Here is an 18,252-nt window from a genome sequence, read left to right as displayed (position 1 = left end):
CTGAATAGGCGTTCGCTGTCCATGCTTATGAGCAGATCGGGCGCGACCCGAATAAGGGGGGATTGTTCCTGATGCTGGCCTTGGTGGGCGCGCTTGCAATCGTAGCATTGCTCGCCGCCATCCTTTCCAATCGCGTGTCGCCGCTCGCCGCGCTGATCCTCGTCCCGGTCGTCGCGGCGATGGCCGTCGGCGCCGGACCGCTCATTCCGACCCACATTCTTGAAGGGATCAGCAAGATCGCGCCGGTGGCCGGCATGTTCGTGTTCGCCATCCTGTTCTTTGGCATCATGACGGATGCCGGCGTTCTGGCGCCGCTTGTCGGGCTGACCCTGCGCCTGGTGGGCAGAAAGCCCGCGCGTATCACAGTGGGAACGGCAGCCCTTGCCCTCTTGATCCACCTCGACGGTTCCGGAGCGGTCTGCTTCCTCGTCACAATTCCTGCGCTCCGCCCGCTTTACGACGAACTCGGCATGGATCGCAGAATCCTGGCCTGCACCGCCTCGATGGCCGCCGGCGTCAATTTTCTTCCGTGGACGGGCCCCACGCTGCGCGCGGCGGCGGCGCTCAAGGTTACGCCTTCCGAATTGTTCACGCCGATGCTTCCGACGCAGATCGTCGGCCTTGCCTTCGTGTTCGCGGCATCCTGGTGGCTCGGCCGCCGCGAGGAGCGCCGTATCGCCAATGGCACGCCATTGCCGGCCGCCGCAGGCAATCCTGAAGGTGCACCATCCCTTTCCCCGGCGTCCGAGGATCATGCACCTGTCGCCGACGTTCGCCGCCCGCGCTTGCTGTGGCTGAACGCTGCGCTGACACTGCTCACCATCGCCGTGATGGTGACAGGAACGGTGGAACCGGTGATTGCCTTCATGATCGGCACCGCCCTTGCCCTTGCGATCAATTATCCCGACGCCGCCCAGCAGCGGGCGCGCATCGAAAGCCATTCGAAGGCGGCGCTGCTGATGGCCAGCGTCCTGCTCGCCGCCGGTGCCTTCACCGGCATCATGAACGGTACGGGCATGATCGCGGCGATGGCGCAGTCCGTCGCGGACCATATACCGCCCGGCGTCGGCCGCCATCTGCCGGTCATGGTGGGCGCGGTCGCGATGCCTCTGAGCATGATGTTCGACCCCGATTCCTTCTATTTCGGCATCATGCCCATCCTCGCGCATCTGGCCGGGACATTCGGCATCGAAGGCACCGCCGTCGCCCGGGCCGCGCTTCTGGGGCAGATGACTACCGGCTTTCCCGTCAGCCCGTTGACCCCTGCGACCTTCCTCGTTGCAGGCCTGAGCGGGATCGAATTGAGTGCGCACCAGCGGTTTTCGTTCCTGTGGCTCTACGCGGCCAGCCTGGTGATGCTTGTCGCAGCCCTCGTGTTTGGAGTGCTTGCACCGTGACCGCAGCAAAGACCATCCGCATCGGTGCGGGAGCCGGCTTTGCCGGGGACCGGATCGAACCCGCGCTTGAACTCGTCGAACACGGAAACCTCGATTACCTCGTCTTCGAATGCCTCGCCGAGCGTACCATTGCGCTCGCCCAGGCTGCGATGCTGGCCGACCCCGAAGGAGGGTACGACCCGCTGCTGCTTGAACGCATGCGCAGGGTCGCTCCTGCGGCGATGGCGCGCAGTGTGCGTATCGTGACCAACGCCGGCGCGGCAAACCCGCTCGGGGCAGCAAAAGCCGTCGCCGGGCTGGCCACAGACATGGGGTGGGGGCCCGTCAAGGTCGCTGCCGTCCTGGGCGACGATGTCCTCGACGTCATACGCGCTGCCGCCCATCCGTTGCTCGACAAGGGCGGAACCAGCGCCGATCTTCCGGCGATCCTGTCCGCCAATGCCTATCTCGGCGCCGGCCCGATCGCCGAGGCCTTTGCATTGGGCGCAGACATCGTCATCACCGGCCGTGTTGGCGATCCGGCGCTGTTCATCGGGCCGATGTTGCACAGCTTCGGATGGGATCTTGCCGATGCAGAGTTGATGGGACGCGCCACCGTGATCGGCCACCTGCTGGAATGCGCCGGTCAACTGTGCGGCGGCTATTTTGCGGATACCGGCCGAAAGTCCGTGCCCGATCTTGCAAGGCTCGGGTTTCCTCTGGCCGAAGTCTCCGCCGAAGGATCCGCAGTCCTCACCAAGGTCGCCGGATCGGGCGGACGCATCTCGTCGGCCAGTTGCAAGGAACAGCTGCTCTACGAGATCCTCGATCCCGCAGCGTATATGCAGGCCGACGTCATCGCCGATTTCACCTCGGTCCGTTTCGAAGAGCTTGGACCGGACCGGATCGCGGTGACGGGTGGCAGCGGCCATGCTGCATCGGGTACCCTCAAGGTCTCGATCGGCTACGACGATGGCTTCATCGGCGAAGGGCAGATTTCCTATGCCGGCCCGGGTGCGGTGGAACGGGCGCGCCTTGCCCTCGATGTCGTCCGCGAAAGGCTTGCGATCGTCGGCGCACCGGTAGCGGATCTGACCTGCGAAATCATCGGTGTTGATGCCATCGATCGCACTACCAGCGGCGCGATCCCGCGTGAGGTGCGCGCGCGCGTCGTCGGCAGGGCGACCAGCCACGAGGCGGCACGGCAGATCGGCGCGGAAGTCGAAGCGCTCTACACCAATGGTCCGTTCGGCGGAGGCGGTGTCACCCGATCGGTGCGCAAGGTCGTGGCAGTGGCCTCGACACTGATTCCGGCCGAGGCGGTCAAGCCGCGCATCGTCATCGTGGAGGCCTGAATGCTGCTTGGCGACATCGCGCACGTGCGCACCGGCGACAAGGGGGACATCTCGCAGATCTCCGTCATCGCCTTCGATCCATCCGATTACGCCTTGCTGCAACGCACGGTGACAATCGAGCGCCTGCTCGCACACTTCGCAAACCTGAATGTACGCCAGGCGCACCGCTATGAGATGCCCGGGATCGGAGCACTGAACTTCGTGCTTGAAGGTGCCCTCAGCGGCGGCGTCACCCGTGCGCTGGCGCTGGATGCCCATGGCAAGACTCTGGGCGCGCAGCTGCTTGACCTGGAGATAGAACCCGGCAGCGGTCATCCGTGAAACGCCGAAGCCTGTTCCCTGCCGCGATCGCCACGCTGACCCTCGGCCTGCTCTGCGCGGCTGCAGCGGCTCCGGCTCTTCCCGATACGGCACCTTCAGATGTGGCAAGGGCCGATGCGGCGGCATGCCAGGCGCTGGGTGGCGATGCCGATCTTCGCGCCACGTTTGTATCCGCGACAGCCGGCACGAATGCCATGACCGCGCACTGCCGCGTTGACGGTGTGCTGCGCCCCGTGACCGGGTCACGCATCGGCTATGTGCTCCTGTTGCCGCTGCGGGACGCCTGGAGCGGTCGCTTTCAGATGCTCGGCAACGGCGGCTATTCCTCCCGCTTGCCGACGGCGGCGATGACCCGTGCGCTGGCGCGCGGCAGCGCCGTGATCGCAACCGACACCGGGCACGATGGAGACGATCCCGATTTCGCGATCGGCAAGCCCGAGGCGATCGTCGACTGGGGCTGGCGCGCGGTCCACCTGACCGCGCAGGCCGGCAAGGCGCTGAGCGCACGTTTCTACGGCAAACCGGCCCATCACAGCTATTTCGACGGCTGCTCCACCGGCGGTCACCAGGGCATGATGGAAGCGCAGCGTTTTCCGACGGACTTCGACGGCATCATCGCCGGGGCACCGGGCGCCGACCGGGTTCGCCTGAACGCCGCGTTCCTGTGGCAGTTCCTCTCCAATCACGCGCGCGGCGAGAACACGGCGCCGCTGCTCGCCCCGTCCGACCTTGCTTTGCTCGAAGCCAACTCCAGATCGCAATGCGGCAAGGCGAACGGGCGCGCGGCTGGCGGCCTCGCAACCGATGCCTGGATCGTCGATCCGCTGTCCTGCCATCCTGACCTCACCCGCCTTGCCTGTCGTCCCGGTGGGAAGTCGGCATGCCTCTCCCCCGCCAAGCTTGGAGCGGCACGCGCGATGTATCGGGGCGCGCCGGATGGGCTGACGTTTCCCTGGCTGCCCGGAAGCGAAGCGGGCTGGAACCACTACTGGGCCGACCCGGCGGATCCGACCCGTCCGATGCGCGTCAATTTCTGGCGGGTATGGGCCTTCGGCGCGCCCGACTGGAACTGGTGGTCGTTCGATTACGGCCGCGACCTTGCCGAGGCGCAGGCGAAGCTCTCGCCCGTCATGGACGCGACCGATCCGGACCTCTCCCGCTTCCGCGCGCACGGCGGAAAGCTGCTGCAGTACCATGGTCTTGCCGACCCCGTGGTTTCTCCGCTCGACACGCTTGCCAAGCGCCAGGCGATGATCGCGCATACCGGTGATCCGCAGGTCTGGTATCGCCTGTTCCTCGTTCCCGGGATGAACCATTGCACGGGCGGCGGCGGATTCACCCGGTTCGATGCCCAGGACGCGATTGAACGCTGGGTCGAGCGGGACCGCGCCCCTGAAGCCCTCGTTGCGCAGGACGATGCGGGCAGAACCCGGCCGCTCTGCCCTTATCCCCAGCGTGCCGTTCTGACCGGCCGCGATACCGGCATAGCGCAAAGCTACACCTGCAAGCCTTGAATGGAGAGAAAGCCGATGTTCACAAATCGACGCCTGAAAGCCGCCATACCGGCACTGTCTACCCTCGCCATTGCCTGCGTCTCGCTTGCGCCCACAGCCCACGCTGAAACTTCGCCGGCGGACGCAAAGGCCGAAGCGACGCTGCGGCAGATGAAGCCTGAGGAAAAGACCGTCCTGACGGTAGGCACCATGCCGCTGCCGATCGGCCCGAACTCGCCGAAGCCACCCGCAGAAGCCATTCCCGGCGCGGGCTACATCGCCGGCCTGCCGCGCCTTGGCGTGCCTTCACTGCGCGAAACCGACGCCAGCCTTGGCGTGTCCTACGTCTTCGGCCTGCGCAAGGACGGCGCCACCGCCCTTCCTTCAGGTCTGGCCATGGCCTCGACCTGGAACCAGGGGTTGATCGAGGAAGGCGGCCGGATGATCGGTTCCGAAGCCCGTGCAAAGGGTTTCAACGTCCTGTTGGCAGGCGGCGTCAACCTGACGCGCGATCCTCGCAATGGTCGCAATTTCGAGTATCTAGGCGAAGATCCGCTGCTGGCGGGAACACTCGCGGGCCACGCCATTCGCGGCATCCAGTCCAACCATATCATCTCGACCATCAAGCACTTCGCGCTCAACGGGCAGGAGACCGGCCGCAAGTTCGTCGACGTGCAGATTACCCCCGCCGCCGCGCATGAGAGCGACCTGCTGGCGTTCAAGATGGGGATCGAGATCGGCAATCCCGGATCGGTGATGTGCGCCTACAACCGCGTGAACGGCGAGCAGGCGTGCGCCAGCGACTGGCTGCTCAACACCGTTCTCAAGCGGGAATGGGGCTACAAGGGCTTCGTCATGTCCGACTGGGGCGCGGTTCCCGCTCTGGGCGCCGCGCTCAAGGGGCTGGACCAGCAATCCGGCGCCGAGCTTGACCCCGCCGTCTTCTTCGGCAGCGAACTTGCCAAGGCGGGCAGTTCCGATCCGGCCTATGCCCGCCGCATCGACGACATGAACAAGCGGATCCTATGGGCCATCTACCAGAATGGCCTGGACGCCAACCCGGCCCAGCCCGGCGGCGCCATCGACTTCGCCGCCAACGCCAAGGTCGCACAGGACGTCGCTGCGCAGGGCATCGTCCTCCTGCGCAACACCGGGAACGCGCTGCCGCTGGCGGCCAGCGCCAGGCGCATTGCTGTGATCGGCGGCTACGCCGATACCGGCGTGCTCTCCGGCGCGGGCTCCAGCCAGGTCCAGGGCGAAGGTGGCCCGGCCGTTTCGGTGCCCCTTGGAGGAACGAGCCCTTGGGCGGCGTTCTTCGCGCAGAGCTTCCACAAGTCCAACCCGCTCGCCGCCATCAAGGCTCAGGCACCGGCTGCCGACATCCACTTCCGCGACGGTCGCTACATCGCTGACGCAGTGGCGCAGGCCAAGGCGGCCGATGTCGCGATCGTGTTCGCTACGCAGTGGTCGACCGAGGGGCTCGATCATCCCGACCTCAGCCTGCCGAGCGGGCAGGATGCGCTCATCGCTGCGGTGGCCGAGGCCAATCCGAACACGATCGTGGTGCTGGAAACCGGCGGCCCGGTGCTGATGCCCTGGCTCGACAAAACCGCGGCCGTCGTCGAGGCGTGGTATCCCGGCGCGCGCGGCGGCGAGGCGATCGCGGACGTCCTTTTTGGTAAGGTCAATCCCTCTGGCCACCTGCCCATCACCTTTCCGCAGGCGATCAGCCAGCTGCCTCGTCAGGTCGTAGACGGCTACGCCGATCTCGAACCCAACTTCGCGGGCGATCCGCCGACCCCCGACGCCAAGCTGACCACCGACTATAACACCGAAGGCTCGGACGTCGGCTACCGCTGGAATGCCCGCAAAGGCGAGAAGGCGCTGTTCCCCTTCGGCTACGGCCTGTCCTACACCACGTTCGCATCGAGCGCCCTCAAGACCGATGGGGCCAAGGCAAGCGCACACATGAGCAACACCGGCAAACGTGCCGGCGCCACCGTGGCCCAACTCTACCTCGTCTCGCGCGACAGTAAGCCGATGCAGCGACTGGTCGGCTACCAGCGCATTGAACTGGCCGCAGGACAGAGCAAACCGGTGGCGATGACCATCGATCCGCGCCTGCTCGCTCGCTGGGAGGCAGGCAGATGGATCATCGATGGCGGCAGCTACAGCTTCGCCCTGGGCGAGGACGCCGAGCACCTTGGCCCCGTTTCCACCGTGCCGATCAAGCCACGCAGCTGGCCGCAGTAAGAAACTCGTTGGCGGCCCACCTGCCAGCTCAGGTGGGCCCGTTCCGAGGTCGACCCTTTGCGGACTCTCAGCCGTCAATTCTCGTTCCCCAGGTTCGGACGGTCCGCAAACCCGGCAAGTCGCGGCCAAAGCAGGTAGTTCACATCTGCGCCAGTGAACGTCCAGTCGGATGAAAGCTGCCGATCGTTCAGATTTCATGCCGATTTTCAGAAATGCGTCATATGGGAGTACGGTGAGGAGGTAATGCTCCAACAGCGACTTGGCATGGTTGCGCAGCTCGCACACACTAACCCGGGAGGATTTTTAGGATTGGTGACCGGGAAAATGTTTCGGAAGAAGATAGGGTCGCCAGTGACGCCTACTGCGGTTCCATAGGCACAAGCTTTGCCACGGAACCGCTTCCTCATCGCTGTTTCGCCTATTTCAAAGCGTTCGGGCCGACCAGCGTCGCCGCAGATCCTGCAACCGACCATCCTTCTGAACAACGGTCGTCTCAAGGGCCTCCAGCGTAATTTCGATCCGATAGGGCCAGTTCCCGGCATCCTCGACCAAGACGCTGTACAGAAAGTCCAGCATAGCCTCTGGGAAGCGCTCTGCCAGCGATTTGAGGCGATCGACATTGTAGCTCCAGCCCGCTGCCATGCCGGGCAGCGGCTCAAGTAGATCGCCAGCGACGGCCAGTGTCTCGGGGAATTTGTCGTCCGACTCCACGACGAGAGACGCGATCGCGTCGGCGACAGACGCTGATCGGGCAATACGCTGCCGCGGCCAGATATCACGCAACAGTTCCAGCGCCCGCCCCTGCCACGATGGCTCCTTCCACCATCGCCGTGTGGTTTGCAGAATCTGTCTGCGCATGCCCTCCGAGGTTTCTAGGATTGCCTCACGCAACGCGTCGTCGGTGATCGCGTCGCCGCTTTCGCGCAACGGATCCATGGCCCAACCGCGTAAAAGGAATGCCGCCAATGCACTGATCTCACCGCGACCACCATCGCCATTACGCACCGTCTCTAGGATTTCGGCGTTGAGGATACGATGAAGACCGGCGCTGAGCGCCGAAGACCGGACCACGCCTGACCAGAAGGCGGTTCTGTCACCCTCGTCGCCGAACCGCTTCGGAAGGAGATGGTCGCCGGCAAATGCCGGCGCCCTGAAATACAGGAATTTTAAATTCTGGCAGGTCGTGACGAGCGCGTAACGGCCAGCATCACCGGCCAGATCAATCAAGCGACGCAGCCGCCCCAGCCATGTATGCGGCAAAGCCCCCTCCGGCGCCTCATCCGAAGCTCGGTGCACTATATAGTCGGCAAGGCGGCCTGAGGGAGAATTGATCGCCTCCAACAACCAGTCCCGATTATCTGCCGATACGATGACCGCCGATCGGACCTTGTCTGGCGCTGACTCCATCGCTCCCAACAGGAGCTCCCACAGCCGGGCCTCGAGAGGCGGATCCTTCGTCTTCAAGGACATTCCATAGCGCTCGATCCAGCGCGCTACTGATCGCGAAATCTCGAGGAGGTCGTCTGATGCCATGTCCACTAGAAGACATGCAGTTGCAACGACCAACCTTGGCGACGTCTGGGTGCGATCCTCGTCGGTCAGATACTCTTCCCAGAGTCGCAGCGGCGTCGGCATACCCGCCTGTCGCAACGCAGCAAGTGCGCGAACCGGCTTTGCCCGCACCAGCCCGAGGAACGATCGGAGCACGGTTGCGGTATCGAGACGGGTGTAATCGACGCTGGACGCGACCTCGGCGATTTTCCTGATCGGCAGGGCGAGCAGTTCATCGTGGTCGGTCTTTTCTCCGACGGTCACCACACGCGCTTCGTTGGACTCTGCCGCGGCCTGAGATTGCCGCTCTTCCCAGGCCGGATACAAAGCGCGCAGCCTGGCCATCTCAGATGCCAGATTGAAGGTGAATGTAACACCGTTCCCATTGAGCCAAGCCAAGCGCTCCAACGTATGCGCTGCGGCGCGCATGCGATGGCTCTCCGGCGTCTCTCCGTCATAGATCGAAGGCCCGGCAAGGACACGTTGTTCGACCGCTTTGCGATCCGTCTCGGGAAGCGAGGCCAAACGCTTCGACAAGGTACATAGCAGATCGCGCTGATGGTCCCGCTCCCAGAACCCATCCTCATCAAGCGCCAGCAATTCCCGCGCAGCTTCGCCTGCAGACCACAGGTCAGGCATGCCGGCCGCCCAAATCCGAAGCCGCCGTCCTACCGAATTATCACGGTCCACCCAACGTGAAAGTTCGGCACGAACCGTCCGCACATCAAGCGGTAGTAAACGTTCAAGCGCCGTCACCCAATCACGAAAAAGGCCAGTTAGATCGTCGCCAATATCCGATAGGTCATCTTCGCTTTTCTCTTCGCGCCACAAAGGGCCCAGCATGTAGATATACGCACGGAGTTCCGTTTCGAGATCGACGGCGCGTTGCAGAACGTGCCCGAGTTCGCGAACATATTGCGGAAGCAGCGCTTCGGGTACGATAAAGTCAATCGCCGCATTCGGGTACGCAATGTCCCGGTGCAGCAAATCGTCCGACGCGGCAGACGTCGGCGGTGCGCCGCGAGTCCAGCTTCGCCGTACCTCAACGCGCGGCGCCCTAAGTGCCGCAAGCTTTCGCACCAGCGTCGGCGTCCAGCCATCGGCCGATACCGACTGCTCCAGCCTGTAGAGCGCAATATTGTGCGTATCCGTCGCTGCGGCGTTTCCTTCGATCAAATCGCGCCATCCGCGTCGGATTACATCACTGAACCGGTCTTTATCGCGATCGAGGTTGGACGAGATCCATCCTGCAAGCTGCTGATTGATCCGCGCCTTGCCCGCTGCCCACCAAAGCGCGGCAGGCTCATGTGCAACCTGCGTGAACCAGGAGCCAATGAGCCGAAGTCGCTCCGGAAGGCGTTCAGCGCCATCGAGAGCCAGTCCAAGATCACCCATATGACCTGAGCTTGTCTCATCTCGCCGTCCCGCGACGAGCAGGTTGCGCGCCTCGACCGGCGTTTTCCGATCCTCGAAGCGATTGTCAGGATCTACCGATGGAGGAACCTCCTCATCATCCAAGCCCCAAGCGGCAAAGGGATCGAACGTGTCGCCGTCCGACATGATGCTTCGCTTCGCTGGCGTCCGGTACCGCATCGACGGGTCGAGCACACACATCCATTCGGCGGGGAGTGCGGCGCCTGCTTTCGCGATCTCTCGACTACCGCCAGGATAGGAAGCAAGATGGGCAAAGATACCGCGCTCATGAGGCTTGACCGTTTGCGGCCCTTTATCAAATTTGGCGAGATACGTGCGGGCCCAAGCCTGCGGATCTCTCGCCCGCTCCGCCCAAGCCTCGATCGTATCCCAGAGCGCACGGTAGTTGTTTGCAGGGTCAAAGGCGATCGGGGTAACGCCCTTGTGCGACCATAGCGCCTTGGCTAGTTCGTCGTCCCCAGCCTGAAGCGCGTACATTGGCTGGAATGTCGCCGAACGAGTGTTGAGCGCCTCCAGCAGATATTGCACCGGTGGATCGTTGGCCGTGTAGCCGACGAAGACGATCTGGAAGCGCTCCATCAGCGACCGAATGAAACGAGTAGCCCAGCCATCCGAAAGGTAGGCCCGGCCAAAATCCGCGCTGGAGATGACGAAATTGTCTTCGACCGGCGGGCGCCCGTCGGCATCGAGCACGCCATGCAGGTGCATGATCCCCTTGAATGCCGACGCGCGTGCGGGATTCGGGAGATCCGGCGGTGAATGCCAAGGCGTCGCGGCACTGCACTGCTGGAACAGGCGATCGAAATTCGTCGTAACCAGTCGCACCACCCCGTCGGTGCCGGTAGCGAGATCCATTAGCGCGCGATGCGCGCTAATATCGTCGATCTTCGGCACCAGGCTTGCGGCGACGGCCTCCCGAACGCGTTGCACATCAAATTCCTGCTCGAGCAGGGAGAAAGCCCGATCGGCGGGAATCAGACCCTCAACACCCTTGACCGACACTGATCGCGACGCCGCAATTACCGCACGCGCACGACTATTCGAGGCCGCGTGGAGATGCTTCAGCACTGCATCCGCGAGCCCATAGAAATCTGGGAGCCCGGCGCGCGCGAGGGAGACACCCGATCCGCAGAAGAACAACACTTGCCCCTCATCACGCGAAATCAGCAATTCGTCCGGAAGGATCGGGCCGTTTTCGACAAAGCGCATCTAGCGCTCCTCACTCACGCACATCACCGAGCGAGCCCGTCGACGGGTACGATACGTCGCGTTGCAGCGTCGAAAGTGACCAGCACCGTGCCGCCTACTGGCCGATATTTGAGAAAACTTTCAACCGCCTCGGCGTCAAGAGCGTCGGCGTGAATATCCCGGATCAGGTCGATGAACGCATCGACGCCTACCTGCCCAACCTCGGGGTCGACCTCGGATTGCAGAATAAGCTTGAAGCAAAGGCCTGATGCGACTTCCCCCGTTACCGAATAAGCCAGCGAGAAACCAGACTTTGACGCCTTGCCCGGTGAACCCACGGAACTGATTGCAAGCGGGACCGAACGCCGGAAAAGGCGCTTCGCCGCCCCCTTAAGTGCTGCGTAGTGATCCTCTCCCAGCTTCGCGAGAAAGCCGTTGAAATAGCCGCCAGCGATAAAGATCATGATTGCGCTGGGAAGATAGAGTTCGCCCCCGGCGAACGGGCCAAGTGGCCGATGCTGAACGCTGACAAGCAGCCCAGGGGCCGACAATTCTGCCTCTATGCCATCCGCGATAGTCACCGGCAAAAAGTCGGCAACCAGCACACCGATGACCGGGCGTTCACCCACAGTGTTCACCCTCAGATTTTCCCCCGCCCCGCTCATACTTCTCGGATAGCACGCTCAGCGCGCCATTGGAACAGGTGCGGAACATCAGGCACCCCATTTCAGCGGTGTTCGGAAAGTCGCCTGCTCATTAACTCGTCACGACCGGCAGCTTTCGGTGGTTGCTTCCCAGGGCTGAATGGTCGGCATGGGCGCGTTGCGGACTTCCCGTCGTCGACCCTTGTCGGTCGTTCAGCCGCCGATTTTCCGGTCTTGGAACCGGCCAGTCTGCTTACCCATTTCGAATGCTAAAGAAGAGCCGCTAGCTGAAAGACCTGTTGCAGCGGTCAATCGGGCGAAGCGGACAGCGGCACATAACAGCAACCAGTACCTCAGTCGCGCCGGTTAAAGAGACGGTAGGTCCCGCTGGTCTCCGCCGAAGTCCAATAGATGCCGGTTATTTCGGCTTGTAACGTCGGATCGAGATCAAGGATTGCAGCGCCTCTATAGCTTTTACTCGCTGTACCGGCCTCTGGATTGGTGGTGACCAGGAATATGTAGTGGAGTTGCGGCAAGCCCGATTCTGGATCCTTTTTCGGCACAGTGGAGAGCGTTACGGATCGTGAACCTGGCGCGATCACCGTCATACTGAGCTTTAGGAAGTCCTGTTTGATCATCGCCTTAGCTTCGATCTTTCGCCCTTGGCCGTTCGCGCCGCCTAGCGCAATCTCCATATCCCATTGACCGTGGATGTCGGGGTAGAGCCATTCATTGAAGTTGGGTATGCGGCGCCAGAACCATCGCCACCCGACCGAGAACCAAAAGAGGAGGACGAGCTGCAAAAAGCTCGACCCCCCAAACGCGAAGGTTGCTGCTGGCCACAGCCCCATTTCCTTGCCGCCAAAAGTGATCAGCGCTGCAAACAGCAGCAAGGCCAAACTGGCATAGATAACTGCAATCCAGCAGATCACGAGACGGATAGGCAAGAGCCCGATCATTGCGTAGGTCCGAACCAACTCTCTTGGCCACGCTCGAAGATCGCTATGCCGAAGTCCCGGCTGGCGATGCCGGTCGCACGCACTCCAATTAGGGCCGAACCTAGCAATGCGGCAACATAGCGGCCGCCAAAATGCCGACTGCGATCCAGCACGATGCCCGGCACGATCGGCGGAGAGAAGTATTGCGCGATGGCCACAGGCTTCAATGAGCTCGACAGTACATGGAAACCGTCATGATAAAGGCCGGCCGTTTGTGAAACTCCTGCCAAGAAATCGGCAAGCTTACTGCCCGCGGCCCACTTAGGGGCGCTGTCTCGAAGCGGAAGGATGGGCAGGCTCTGCGGTGTGTCGCAAATGATCAGGCCGATCCCCGAAAACCCATCACCAGCTCGGCTTGTCACGTCCGCAAGCAATCCCGAGAGCAATTCAATAAAGCCCGTAGGGGCCGGTTGCCTGTTCATTCCGCCTCCGAGCTCCCACCTATGTTATTCGCCCTCTCCCAGAAGGAACGCCAAGGCGTCACTCGAGTGAGGCGGACATTGGCCGCTGTATTCATGCCACGCCGCCACATTCGATCATTCCACATACGGCCATGTAGTACATTGGGATCCTCGCGGTCACGCACGATCCAGGCTGCACCTTTGAAACAATTCGCATCGCTCGGAGTATCGGTTTCGTTATGCTGCTCGAAAATATAGGCGAGGCCATGCTTTCCCTGTCGTCCGCGGAACGGCTCGACAACGATCGTCTCCGATTGTTTGATCGGCCCGCCTCCGCTAGGATTCCAGACCTCCATATCCATGCCGACCCACCCTTGCGTGATCTTCGCCCGTAATTGGCTAGTTTGGAGTGGGGGCAAGTCAGCGGGTGGGCACAGGCGCATGTCGAGAGTGATCTTGGGATCCACTGCAGCGCCAAGGATCGCTTCGATCCGCGAGAAATTGGACTCGAGCTCGACGTTCCACTCGCCTGACAGGTCTGGATAGAACCAGCGGTTGAGCGGCGGCACGAGCTTCCACAGGAGCTTCCAGGCGGGAGTCAGGAAGAAAAGCGCCATTACGCTCTGAATAACCAGCACGACCCAGCTATTGGCAGGAGACAGGCCGATTGCCCTCAGGTTGGGCGAGATGGAGTTCAAACCTATAAGTAGTAAGATCGCCAGCCAAGCGACCGGCACTGCTAAGAAAGTAGGGGGGAGCATCTTGAACATATGATGAACGTTCCTACTTAATTTTCGGGAAGGGAGCAACAGTTGCCATTCCAGTTGTTTCCGGGGAGTCAGATATGGGGTTTCTCGCGCGCGCAAGCGCACTATTCGTAGGGGCCTCGCGCTTCCAGAGCTATCACGAAGCTCTACTGGTTGAAGATGAGCGCGAGGCCGCGCTCAGGAACGCCCAGCGCGAGATCCGCCAGACCCTTCGCGACGCGGCCCGCAAGATACCGCTAGAAAGTCGGTTTTGGCGAGGCCGCTTGATGGCGGTCGCGGCGAGTCAGCGGCCGTCGATCATGCCAAAGTTTAAAGTTCAGGGCTCGGTAGACTATGATTTGCTAGTCATGCCTTGGCACCTTCCACCTCAGCAAATTGACCTTGACGATGGCGTCTACTTCAACGTCGAATATCTCGACAGTGGTGAGCCTGCTCTGGTTGCCGGAGCGCTTTACCAGTTCATTGAAGAAGCGTTGGAGCCGTTATGTAAGGTGCGTGGCTGGCACATGCCCGAGAAGGATTGCTGCGTCCGCGTGCAGACCGCCATCGATGCCCATATCGATCTGCCGATCTATTCCGCACCTCGGCGAGTAACCGAATCGATCGCTTTGCAAGCACGGGATGCCGTGCTTGCAAAGCGTACGGGCGAGCATTACGAGCGCCTGCCATCCGACAAGATCATGCTGGCCTATCGTGATGGAACTTGGACGCAGTCCGATCCATTGCGCATGAAAGATTGGGTCGAGGCATGCGTCACACGCTATGGACAGGATTTTCGGCGGGTGTGCCGCTATCTCAAGGGCTGGCGCGACCAACGCTGGCCCAAGCCCTGCTTGACTTCTATCACCCTCATGGTCGCAGTTGAGAAAGCACTTGGCATGCTGAACGGCGGGCACCGAGCACTTCCGGATGATCACCTTCTCTATGAGGTTGCACAACGCTTACCCGGAATCCTGCGCGGCGAGCTGCTCAACCCGGTCTTTCCTGGGCAGCGCGTCATTCTCAACGATTGTTCCCCGGAAAACCGCGATGCGGTGATCGACGGGGCCGAGGTACTGGCAGCGGACCTCCACGCTGCGTTAAAGGGCACTTACGATGCCACTCTGGTGGTCGAAAGCCTCCAACGCGCTCTTGGCACGCGCATCCCCTATCGCCCAGACGCAGTGGAGATGCTTCCCACAATAGCGGCCACGGTAGCAGCCGAGCGCCCGACGAAGGTCGCTTCTCCTGCAGTGAGCGCCTCCACCTCCGGATGAACACGCCCGATCCGATATGGACGATACATGCGACGCTTACCGCCAAGGGCTTCACCTATATAGGACCGCCTGCCACCTATCAGGGCCCTATTAAGGTTCACGGCAAGACGGTAACCGTGGAAGCAGCGTTCTCTGATCCTAGCTTCGCGACCTTGCCTATCGTCCGCCTCGTTGAAGGCGCCGCACTCGGTGAAAGACAGATCGCCCACCTGCTGGTCGGTGGCAGCATTTGCTACACTGACGAAGGCGGACTAGTGCTCGACCTCTACGATGCGGGCGGGGCGGCGCTTCGCGTCCTGGAAGAAGCGGCGAAGGCACTGGAACGATCCTTCGGCGCCAAGTCGAGTCGCGAGTTCGACAACGAGCTCGCCGCCTATTGGCGGGGCAGTTATTTCTATTCGGCGCTGTCGCTACCAAATTCACCTTCGATCGTCGCTGCAGATATTGTCAAGACAAGAGCAGGTAAACCATCGGGACTTGTATTGGTGCCGAAGGATGCCTGGCAAGCCAAAGGGAACACGCGCGAGCAGGTTAACGTTCTCGTTTTCGACCGGCCGCTTCGACACGCTGCAGGCTTTCCGCCGCAACGGCTCGACCAAGCGATTACCTACATCGCGGGCCAAGAGAAACCGCCGCCCGGATGGCGAGCGGCGGTGCTCAATGCGTCGGCGCGGCTCGAACACATTCTGCTTGCAGCCCCCAATGCGATCGTTGGCTGGCGGCCTAGGCTGGAGGGGACATTGGCGCTGGTTCATGCCAAGCCCAAAGGATTTCGCCCAAATTTCCTGCGGACAATGCTTGCCTCGAGGACTAATGAAGTCATGCTAACACATGAATCAGCAACGAAAGCAGACCTCCGCTTTTGCGTCAGCCGCAACTCGGATGGACGCATCGGCTTAATCGGAAAACGGATCGCCTTGATCGGGTGCGGCACGATCGGAGGCTATCTGGCTCACCTTCTCGTCCAAAACGGCGCGGGCTGTGATGCCCTGTTCACGCTTTACGATCCTGATACGCTCAAGCCAGGGAATCTGGGGCGCCATGTGCTCGGTTTCGGCGACCTTGCCAAGCCGAAGGCCGAAGCGCTCGCAAAATTCGTGCAGGGTTTTCATCCCGATGTCGACGTCGACTATAGGCAGGGTAACGCGCTCGACGATTGGGCCGCACTGGCACGATGTGACCTCGTCATCGATGCGACCGGCGACGCCAATGTCTCAACTGCCCTGAACGAGCTCTATCTAAGGGCTAGACGGGACGGTCAGCAACTGGCCCTGCTCCACGCATGGGTTTTCGGCAACGGCATTGCTGGCCAGTCTTTTCTGAACTTAGGCGACGGACTCGTCTGTTATCGCTGCCTTCGCACCGGTTTTGGAGGGCAATGGCGGTACAATCCGATGCGAGATCCGGATGCGCAGGTACGTCGAGCACCCGCTCACTGCGGCGAAGGCGGTTATGTCCCCTTTCCGTCCGATGCCCCGGTAGCAGCAGCGGCACTGGCCGTGCGCGCAGCTATTGATTGGGCGGGGGGCACACCCGGTTATCGACTGCGCACAACAATCGTCGATTCCGTGCAGGGCCGGGACCGGCTTGCCTGGGTGTCGCCCGCCCCATTGGCCGAATGCGCAGCCTGTAGCGCGTGAGTGCATCGCTGATCCTTTTCGAGGAAGCGGTTATGGCATCACTGTTCGCGGATGTTGCGTATCTGGGTTGCCACGAGGAGCGCGGGGGCATTCTGCTTGGAACCCGGCGCGGTGCACACTTCCATATTATCGATGGCACTTTGCCGATGATCGGAGACCGGGGCTCACGCTTTGCTTTTCGGCGAGGAAGGGCCGGGCATAGCGAAATCGCACGCAAGCGGTGGCTGCAGTCTCGCCATGTCGTCGACTGGCTGGGCGAGTGGCATTCGCATCCACAAGCGATACCCACCCCCTCTGGCATTGATCTGAACAGCTGGCGTCGAATCACTGACAGGCGCCGCGCACCGATGGTTTTTTTGATCCTTGGCTATCAAACGACTTGGATCGGCCTGATGCACCCCGGCTGCGCGCAGCCGACCGTATTTGCCGAACGCGAACGCTCCCCGGCCGGAATCGGCTTCGCACCAGCTTAATAGCGGCGCAGTGAACGAGTGATGACGCCAACTACTGCGCCTGTCGCATCGGTGCCGACCACAATGTTTATCGCCTTCCCCTTCAACTGATCCACCGCCGCGGCGACCGGACCCTCCGCTGGCAATGCCGTCCAGCCGCCACCGACGTTGATCGCTGCGAGCAATGCGCCAACTGTCTGCTCGCGCGGTGCGGTCATCCCATCATTGGCCTTGCTGTCATCGGCAAAGAAGCGAACGAGGTCGAGCGGCCCGAACGCCGCAACTAGCGCCCCTTCGCCATCGAGGCAGACGGCCACTTGGCATTTTCGATCGAACTGTGTCGCAACCTCTTCGATCGTCGTTGCTTCGGTAACCGCGATAAAATCGGGCGCCAATCGGGATCCCAGATTAACAAAGCCTGCAGCGGCACCACGAGGGCGGGTACGAATGACGGTGCTGAGCGTCGAATGATGCTTCAGCCAGCCTGCGGTCTCGGTGCAGCGCAGGCCGACAAGCTCGACGATGCTAGCATAAACGTCGGTGACGTTGATATCGAGGACCGGCTCATGATGCGCGACGCGGTTGCGGAACTGGTTGATGGAACGCGCCATCGTTTGGATGTCGTGTCGCGTAGTTGTCTTGGGCAAGTTTGGAAATACAATGTTGAGCCCTGTCCGCCAGAGAGCGCCATAGTTGGGACGGAACAAGTTCGACCAGAAATCGAAAGTCAGTTCCGCGACGACCCGGCCGCGAGCCGCGCCGGCGCCGCCGCGCTGGATCGCTTTGTCAAGCGTCGACAGGCCTTCGGGCATCAGCACAGTGTTGCGGAACCCCGCCTCGAGATGCCAGGTCGTACCATGTTGTGTCACGAGCAATGCGTCGATAGCGTTGCGCAGAGTGATTTCCACCACACCGAGCGGGAACATGAACGCTTTAGCCACTCGTGCGTTGTAAAGGTAGAGGGCGATTGCATAGGCCTCGTCACCACCACCTTTTTGGAGATATGTGGCGAAGCGAGGTTCTGACAGTGAGGCTCGAATTGCAGCGATTTGGGCCGGCAGATTGGGGTATGGTACTTGACTTTCTGCCATTCCCTCGCCTAGATATCCTTTAGCAGTCGAAG

General features: G+C 61.8%; 14 protein-coding genes. 8 read left to right on the top strand and 6 right to left on the bottom strand.

Going from position 1 to position 18,252, the window contains the following annotated elements:
• Positions 1-71 precede the first annotated feature (71 nt).
• Genes LO787_RS14805 through LO787_RS14785 form a run of 5 tightly spaced genes read left to right on the top strand, consistent with a single transcriptional unit; the run spans position 72 to position 6,798 of the window.
• Positions 72-1,397, top strand: coding sequence for a CitMHS family transporter (locus LO787_RS14805; protein WP_232496327.1), 1,326 nt, complete (start codon positions 72-74; stop codon positions 1,395-1,397).
• The gene (locus tag LO787_RS14800) at positions 1,331-2,731 is read left to right on the top strand and encodes an acyclic terpene utilization AtuA family protein (protein WP_338045377.1); all 1,401 of its coding nucleotides are present in this window, start codon (positions 1,331-1,333) and stop codon (positions 2,729-2,731) included. The genes LO787_RS14805 and LO787_RS14800 overlap by 67 nt, the downstream gene beginning before the upstream one ends.
• Positions 2,732-3,052 carry an AtuA-related protein gene (locus LO787_RS14795; protein ID WP_232491778.1) on the top strand — a complete coding sequence of 107 codons (321 nt, stop codon included), beginning with the start codon at positions 2,732-2,734 and terminating at the stop codon, positions 3,050-3,052.
• A complete protein-coding gene (locus LO787_RS14790) occupies positions 3,049-4,566 on the top strand; it encodes a tannase/feruloyl esterase family alpha/beta hydrolase (protein WP_232491777.1) in 1,518 nt (505 codons plus the stop codon). The genes LO787_RS14795 and LO787_RS14790 overlap by 4 nt, the downstream gene beginning before the upstream one ends.
• A 15-nt stretch (positions 4,567-4,581) precedes the next feature.
• On the top strand, positions 4,582-6,798 hold the full coding sequence (locus LO787_RS14785) for a beta-glucosidase family protein (RefSeq protein ID WP_232491776.1): 2,217 nt from the start codon (positions 4,582-4,584) through the stop codon (positions 6,796-6,798).
• Between the two features lie 423 nt (positions 6,799-7,221).
• Here LO787_RS14785 and LO787_RS14780 read toward each other — a convergent pair whose 3' ends face one another.
• The 5 genes from LO787_RS14780 to LO787_RS14760 all read right to left on the bottom strand — a co-directional run bounded on the left by LO787_RS14780 (position 7,222) and on the right by LO787_RS14760 (position 13,784).
• Positions 7,222-10,992 carry an SIR2 family protein gene (locus LO787_RS14780; RefSeq protein WP_232491775.1) on the bottom strand — a complete coding sequence of 1,257 codons (3,771 nt, stop codon included), beginning with the start codon at positions 10,990-10,992 and terminating at the stop codon, positions 7,222-7,224.
• A gap of 23 nt (positions 10,993-11,015) precedes the next feature.
• Positions 11,016-11,600: a hypothetical protein gene (locus LO787_RS14775; protein ID WP_232491774.1), complete on the bottom strand. Its 585-nt coding sequence runs from the start codon at positions 11,598-11,600 to the stop codon at positions 11,016-11,018.
• A 368-nt stretch (positions 11,601-11,968) separates the two neighbouring features.
• Positions 11,969-12,574, bottom strand: coding sequence for a Cap15 family cyclic dinucleotide receptor domain-containing protein (locus LO787_RS14770; protein ID WP_232491773.1), 606 nt, complete (start codon positions 12,572-12,574; stop codon positions 11,969-11,971).
• Positions 12,571-13,035 (bottom strand): hypothetical protein, encoded by a 465-nt coding sequence (locus tag LO787_RS14765; protein ID WP_232491772.1) that lies wholly within the window; start codon positions 13,033-13,035, stop codon positions 12,571-12,573. The genes LO787_RS14770 and LO787_RS14765 overlap by 4 nt, the downstream gene beginning before the upstream one ends.
• A complete protein-coding gene (locus tag LO787_RS14760; RefSeq protein ID WP_232491771.1) occupies positions 13,032-13,784 on the bottom strand; it encodes a hypothetical protein in 753 nt (250 codons plus the stop codon). Before LO787_RS14760 ends, LO787_RS14765 begins: the two co-directional genes overlap by 4 nt.
• A 74-nt stretch (positions 13,785-13,858) precedes the next feature.
• On the opposite strand from LO787_RS14760, the gene LO787_RS14755 reads away from it, so the two are divergent.
• From LO787_RS14755 to LO787_RS14745, 3 genes are read left to right on the top strand one after another with little or no spacing between them, the layout of a single operon-like run.
• The gene (locus tag LO787_RS14755; protein ID WP_232491770.1) at positions 13,859-15,037 is read left to right on the top strand and encodes a CBASS cGAMP synthase; all 1,179 of its coding nucleotides are present in this window, start codon (positions 13,859-13,861) and stop codon (positions 15,035-15,037) included.
• Positions 15,034-16,677 (top strand): ThiF family adenylyltransferase, encoded by a 1,644-nt coding sequence (locus LO787_RS14750; RefSeq protein ID WP_232491769.1) that lies wholly within the window; start codon positions 15,034-15,036, stop codon positions 16,675-16,677. The genes LO787_RS14755 and LO787_RS14750 overlap by 4 nt, the downstream gene beginning before the upstream one ends.
• Positions 16,674-17,150 carry a Mov34/MPN/PAD-1 family protein gene (locus LO787_RS14745; protein WP_232491768.1) on the top strand — a complete coding sequence of 159 codons (477 nt, stop codon included), beginning with the start codon at positions 16,674-16,676 and terminating at the stop codon, positions 17,148-17,150. The genes LO787_RS14750 and LO787_RS14745 overlap by 4 nt, the downstream gene beginning before the upstream one ends.
• On the opposite strand, the gene LO787_RS14740 is transcribed toward LO787_RS14745, so the two are convergent.
• Complete coding sequence (locus LO787_RS14740) at positions 17,147-18,220, bottom strand: hypothetical protein (RefSeq protein WP_232491767.1); 1,074 nt, start codon at positions 18,218-18,220, stop codon at positions 17,147-17,149. The genes LO787_RS14745 and LO787_RS14740 overlap by 4 nt on opposite strands.
• Positions 18,221-18,252 lie beyond the last annotated feature (32 nt).

It is taken from the genome of Novosphingobium kaempferiae (assembly GCF_021227995.1).
GTDB lineage: Bacteria > Pseudomonadota > Alphaproteobacteria > Sphingomonadales > Sphingomonadaceae > Novosphingobium > Novosphingobium kaempferiae.
The sequence above is the reverse complement of the archived record's forward strand: the minus strand, read 5'-3'. Positions and strand labels throughout refer to the sequence as shown.